A 6,082-nucleotide genomic window follows, 5' to 3' on the forward strand; every position below is an offset into this window, starting at 1 on the left:
AAGAGGAAGCAGAATGGACTATTACAGCAGTCAGATAAGCCGTCTGATAGAACAACTTTCCGGCTTGCCGGGAATTGGACCAAAGTCGGCGCAGAGACTGGCATTTCATATTTTGAATATGCCGGAAGAAAATGTGGAAAAATTAAGTCGTTCCATATTAGATGCAAGACAGAATATACACTACTGCAAAGAGTGCCTGACCCTGACCGATGATGAACTCTGCCCGATATGCAAAAATCCCCAGCGGGATCACAGCGTAATCATGGTAGTAGAGGACACCAGGGATCTGGCAGCTTATGAGAAAACTGGAAAATATGAAGGAGTATATCATGTACTTCATGGGGCAATATCTCCGATGCTTGGAATCGGACCGAATGACATTAAGCTCAAGGAGCTGATACATCGGCTGGAGGGTGATGTAAGAGAAGTCATTATTGCCACCAATTCAAGTTTAGAGGGAGAGACAACAGCAATGTATATCAGCAAGCTGGTGAAACCGACCGGAATCAAGGTCTCAAGAATTGCCAGCGGCGTCCCTGTGGGAGGGGATTTGGAATACATTGACGAGGTAACATTACTTCGCGCGTTAGAGGGACGTGTGGAGTTGTAATGGATACAAACAAGCTTATTCATGAGAAAGGTTAAGTAAAATGACGAATGCAGAGTTGGAAAAAAAGGCAAATGAAGTAAGACAAAGTATTGTTACGGCATTGCACAGTGCAAAATCCGGACATCCAGGCGGATCACTTTCCGCAGCAGATATTATGACATATCTGTATTTTGAAGAGATGAATGTGGATCCGAAGAATCCGAAGATGGCAGACCGCGACAGATTTGTGCTGTCGAAAGGACATGTAGCTCCGGCATTATATTCTGTACTGGCACACAAAGGATATTTTCCGGTAGAAGATCTTGTGACACTGCGTCATACAGGTTCTTATTTACAGGGACATCCGGATATGAAACATATTCCGGGTGTTGATATGTCTGCAGGTTCCTTAGGACAGGGACTGTCCTGCGCAGTAGGAATGGCACAGGCTGGTAAGATGGATGATAAGGATTACCGGGTGTATGCAATGTGTGGTGATGGTGAGATTCAGGAGGGACAAATCTGGGAAGCTGCCATGTGGGCAGGCGCACATCACTTAGACAACCTGACTGTAATCGTAGATAACAATAACCTTCAGATAGATGGAACGGTAGAAGAAGTATGTTCTCCATACCCGATTGATAAGAAATTTGAAGCATTCAATTTCCATGTAATCAATATCAATGGAAATGATATGGAAGAAATCCGTAATGCCTTTGCAGAAGCAAAGAAAGTAAAAGGCATGCCGGTTGCAATCATTGCAAAGACCACCAAAGGAAAAGGAGTTTCCTTTATGGAAAATCAGGTGGGCTGGCATGGAAAAGCTCCAAATGACGAGCAGTACGAACAGGCAATGGAAGAATTGAAGAAAGCAGGTGAAGCATTATGTCAGAAGTAAAGAAGATTGCAACAAGAGAAAGCTACGGTAATGCTTTAGTAGAACTGGGCAGGGAACACACAGACCTTGTAGTATTAGATGCCGATTTGGCAGGTGCAACCAAGACGGAAATCTTCAAGAAAGCATTTCCGGAACGTTTCTTGGACTGTGGAATTGCAGAAGCAAATATGGCTGGAATCGCAGCAGGACTTTCTACCTGCGGTAAAGTTCCATTCATGAGCTCCTTTGCAATGTTTGCAGCAGGACGTGCTTATGAGCAGGTGCGTAACGCAATCGGATATCCACACCTGAATGTAAAAATCGGTGCAACCCATGCAGGAATCTCTGTAGGAGAAGACGGTGCAACCCACCAGTGCTTAGAAGACCTTGCACTGATGCGTGAAATTCCTGGAATGGTAGTGATCAATCCGAGTGATGATATTGAAGCAAAAGCTGCAGTAAAAGCGGCATATGAACATGTAGGACCGGTTTACCTCCGATTTGGCAGACTTGCAATTCCTGTATTTAACGATAACGAAGATTACAAATTCGAAATCGGAAAAGGAATCGTCTTAAAAGAAGGAAAAGATGTTACCATTTTTGCAACCGGACTGGAAGTAAGCGAGACATTAGCAGCAGAGAAAATGTTGGCAGCAGATGGCATTGATGCAGAGATTATCAACATCCATACCATTAAGCCAATCGATGCAGAATTAGTTGCTGCATCAGCCACAAAGACAGGCAAAGTCGTAACCGTAGAAGAGCATTCCATCATCGGTGGACTTGGAAGTGCTGTATGTGAAGTCCTTTGCGAGAAAGCACCGGCCAAAGTGCTCCGCATTGGCGTAAATGATACCTTTGGCGAGTCAGGCCCGGCACCGGAACTGATTGCAAAATACGGACTGGATGCAGAAAGTATCTACAAAAAGGTAAAAGCCTTTGTAAAAGAAAACTAAAAAAGACAAAAAGGAAAGCTGTCACTGAAAAAGTGGCAGCTTTTTTCGTAAAAACCTGTCAGAAACTTCATTTTTCGCCATCCATGATATGGCAAAAAATCCGCCGCCTCTGTGTTATGGTTGTCCCAGGACAAGAGGAAAGGGGCGGCAGAAGTGATAGAGATTATACAACGGAAGGAAATAGAAAATTCAGCAACAGGAAATACACTGGCAGGAAATACCGCAACAGGAAATATAGTGACAGAAAATAGAAGAACGAACGAGAAGGCGGAGGATACGGCAACGTTTCCACGAAATTTCCGCCAGATTGGGACGCCAGAGGGTGAAAAACACATTTTCATAGAAGATTATGTATACACCTATCTGCATCCGGCATTTCTCGGAATGAATGAACGGAGGGTATGCATTCTGGTGGGCAGAACCGAAACCCATGGCAAAAACACGAATATCTATGTAAATGGGGCATTTGAATTGCCGGAAATTGCATATTGTGGGACAGCTCCGGTTTTTCAGGAGAAAATCCGGACAGAAATATGCACCTTAATTAAACGCTATTTTGACGGAAGCACCCTGCTGGGCTGGTTTTATGATGAGAAGGGAACAGCACCCTGCCTGACACCGGAACTGGAACGGATACTGAAAAATTTCTTTGGTGGAAACAATAGACTTCTGCTGCTGTCGGATTCCCTGGAAAAAGAAGAAACGTTATACATATATGAAGAGGGAGCCGTTCATAAAAAAGAAGGCTATTATATCTATTATGAACGCAACCAGGCGATGCAGGAGTATATGATAGTATCGCGGAAAGACACACCGCAGGAAGTGAAACCGGAGGAAGTCCGGGATGAGGCATTAAAAAACTACCGGGAGCTGGTCTTAAACAGACCAAAGAAGAATTTTCAACTGCCGGCATTTCATTCACTGGTTTATGGAAGTGGTCTTCTTGTGGTCATTGCAATCATAGTTGTAGGCATCAGCATGTTCAATAATTATGAGAAAATGAAGAAACTAGAAACTGCGGTCAGTGTCATGGAACAGAAAAATGATTCATCAGGAACAGACCCTGCACCGGATACGGAAACCCAGACAAAGCTGGTCATCGAGGACCTTGCGGGACAGGTAGAACCAACAGAAAAAGAGAATGCAGAAAACTTACAGGTTGCGGACAACACGGCAGCACCGGATAACATGGCAGCACCGGACAGCACGGCAGCACCGGATAATACATCTGACCAGGCAGCATCAGCAAGTACACAGCCCCAGTCCGAGGCGGAAATTATATTGCAGCAGGGCTATTATATCGTGCAGCCGGGAGACAGCATGATTTCCATCAGTAAAAAGATATATCAGGATGCTTCCCATGTGGCAGATTTGTGTGCGGCAAATGGGATTGAAAATATCGATAATATAAAGGTTGGCGAAAAATTAATACTTCCATAAGAAAAAAATAATGCCGAAACATGGAATATAGGCTATAATCAATAGAAGAGTGAAGAGAACAGCAGGAGTTAAGAAACAGAAATGGCAGATAAAACACAGTTTCGTACCATCGAAACAGACGAAGAAGAACTGAATACCAAAATACGGAAACATCGTTTGAAAATAATAAAAATCATATTGTTGTTGCTGGCACTGGCGGCTGTTGCAGCATTGGGGATTTTCTTTTTTCAGAAATTGCGGAAATATAATAGTTACACGGTAGAAAAAAGCGTGGAACGTCAGGACACTGCTGGAAGCCAGTTTCTTGCATATGGAAATGGTTTTATCAAATATAGTAACGATGGGGCAATTTATACCGACGCCAATGATGAAGTGTACTGGAACCAGACCTATGAGATGAAAGAACCAATGGCAGATGTCTGTGAGGATTATGTGGCATTGGCAGATAGGGGCGGAACTGAAATCTATATCATGAATCAGGCGGGAATGCAGGGCAAAATTGAGACACCGATGAACATCTCCAGAATAAGCGTAGCCAACCAGGGCGTTGTGGCAGTATGGATGGAGAGTGACGGAGAGAATTACATCCGTATGTATGACCAAAATGGCAAAAATCTGGTGTCCGGCGCATTCTATACAGAAAAAAGCGGTTATCCGCTGGATATTTCCCTTTGCAATGATGGAAAGAAATTAGCAGTGTCCATGCTCACGGTCAATAATGGAGAAGTATGCAGCACAATCAAATTCTACAATTTTGGCTCAGTAGGACAAAATGAGATTGATTATATGGTAGGAAGCTTCGACTATCCGGATGTGATAATACCACAGATAGAATTTACCGATAACAACCGTCTGGTGGCATTTGGCGATTCCAAAATTATTTTGTTCAGAGGTACCCAGAAACCGGAGCCGGATGATGAAATTGCGCTGAACCAGGAAATAAAGAGTGTATTTGCCAGTGAAAATTATATTGGCATCATTTACAATAATGATGTGCAGGCAGAATCCGATACCGAAAGCACAGAAGAAAGCCGCCATATGGAAATTTATAATACCGGTGGCAAACATGTATTGAGCAAGGATTTTACCATGGATTATGAAAATGTGGACTTCCTTGGAAATGGAGAAATCTGTATCCGGAACGCCACAGAGTGTCAGATTTACAATACATATGGTGTAAAGAAATTTTCCTATACATTTGATACACCGCTGTATGATGTGATTTCAGACGGCAGCCAGAATGGTTATATATTTATAATGGAAGGAACAACAGAGAAGGTAAGACTGAAGTGAATTGGTTATTGATATGTGTGATTGGAATCCTGGTAGTATGTGCCCTGGAGGGATACTTCCGTGGATTTATAAAAATAGTATTCTCCCTGCTTGCAATGATTATCACCCTTGCAGTGGTGTCGGTTGCAGCTCCAAAGATTACAACCTATATAGAAGAAAACACAGAGCTGGATGAGAGAATCACGGAGAAATGCTTAGAGCATGTGGAAAAAAATGCGCAGGACCGGCTGGACCGGGAAGCACAGGAGAAGTCCGAAGAGACCAGACAGCAGTTAGAAGAAAATGGTATCAGTGGCGGAGAACTGGATGCCCTTATGGACAAAGCGGCAGAAGCGGGAAGTGATGCGGTCCATCAGGCGCTGGCAGATAGCGGAGTTTATCAGGCAATGGCACAAAAAATCACGCATTTTATCATCAGCCTGATTGCCTGCATAGTGACATATGTGGTGGTATATCTGGTTCTTCATATTATTTTGAATGTGCTGGATCTGGTGGTGAAGCTTCCGGTTCTGAAAGGAATCAACCGGTTCATGGGAATGTTGGCAGGCGGTGTGAAAGGATTTCTTATAGTCTGGGTGGCATTTTATCTGATACATATTATGGCAGCCACAGAATGGGGCACGCGGCTGGTGACATATATCGGAGAAAATGAGTTCCTCGCATTCCTCTATCAGCATAATCTTCTGGTACAGATATTTGCCGGGATTTTCTAAAATGTATAAAAAATTTAAAATGACATAAAAATATCAGCAAATAGATATTGTAGGATGAAAAAACAGAATCCACAATATCTATTGCTTTTTGTTAGAAACCACAAACCGCCTGAAAAAAGTGTGTAAAAAAACCGAAAAAAGGGTGTTGACATCCCGAAAATGACGTGCTATTATAAAACTCCACCGCGCAGGAAACGCCTGCCGCGGCGGGAGA

General features: G+C 43.3%; 6 protein-coding genes. All 6 read left to right on the forward strand.

Annotated elements, in window-relative coordinates:
* Positions 1-13: 13 nt before the first annotated feature.
* The 6 genes from recR to DWW33_RS14470 all read left to right on the forward strand — a co-directional run bounded on the left by recR (position 14) and on the right by DWW33_RS14470 (position 5,868).
* The gene (gene recR, locus DWW33_RS14445) at positions 14-610 is read left to right on the forward strand and encodes a recombination mediator RecR (RefSeq protein ID WP_022244307.1); all 597 of its coding nucleotides are present in this window, start codon (positions 14-16) and stop codon (positions 608-610) included.
* A gap of 40 nt (positions 611-650) precedes the next feature.
* Positions 651-1,487, forward strand: coding sequence for a transketolase (locus DWW33_RS14450; protein ID WP_117842076.1), 837 nt, complete (start codon positions 651-653; stop codon positions 1,485-1,487).
* Entirely contained in the window at positions 1,475-2,422 is a 948-nt protein-coding gene (locus tag DWW33_RS14455) for a transketolase family protein (RefSeq protein WP_117697856.1), read from the forward strand. Before DWW33_RS14450 ends, DWW33_RS14455 begins: the two co-directional genes overlap by 13 nt.
* Before the next feature lie 153 nt (positions 2,423-2,575).
* The gene (locus DWW33_RS14460; protein WP_118639743.1) at positions 2,576-3,862 is read left to right on the forward strand and encodes a LysM peptidoglycan-binding domain-containing protein; all 1,287 of its coding nucleotides are present in this window, start codon (positions 2,576-2,578) and stop codon (positions 3,860-3,862) included.
* An 81-nt stretch (positions 3,863-3,943) separates the two neighbouring features.
* The gene (locus tag DWW33_RS14465; protein WP_118639744.1) at positions 3,944-5,155 is read left to right on the forward strand and encodes a DUF5711 family protein; all 1,212 of its coding nucleotides are present in this window, start codon (positions 3,944-3,946) and stop codon (positions 5,153-5,155) included.
* On the forward strand, positions 5,152-5,868 hold the full coding sequence (locus tag DWW33_RS14470; RefSeq protein WP_117697850.1) for a CvpA family protein: 717 nt from the start codon (positions 5,152-5,154) through the stop codon (positions 5,866-5,868). The genes DWW33_RS14465 and DWW33_RS14470 overlap by 4 nt, the downstream gene beginning before the upstream one ends.
* Positions 5,869-6,082 lie beyond the last annotated feature (214 nt).

Source organism: Roseburia sp. AF15-21 (genome assembly GCF_003479505.1).
In the GTDB taxonomy this organism is placed as follows: domain Bacteria; phylum Bacillota; class Clostridia; order Lachnospirales; family Lachnospiraceae; genus Roseburia_C; species Roseburia_C amylophila.

Coding starts and splice junctions, on each gene's coding strand:
- DWW33_RS14450 (WP_117842076.1), top strand. CDS start 651: ATGACGAATGCAGAGTTGGAAAAAAAGGCAAATGAAGTAAGACAAAGT.
- recR (WP_022244307.1), top strand. CDS start 14: ATGGACTATTACAGCAGTCAGATAAGCCGTCTGATAGAACAACTTTCC.
- DWW33_RS14465 (WP_118639744.1), top strand. CDS start 3,944: ATGGCAGATAAAACACAGTTTCGTACCATCGAAACAGACGAAGAAGAA.
- DWW33_RS14455 (WP_117697856.1), top strand. CDS start 1,475: ATGTCAGAAGTAAAGAAGATTGCAACAAGAGAAAGCTACGGTAATGCT.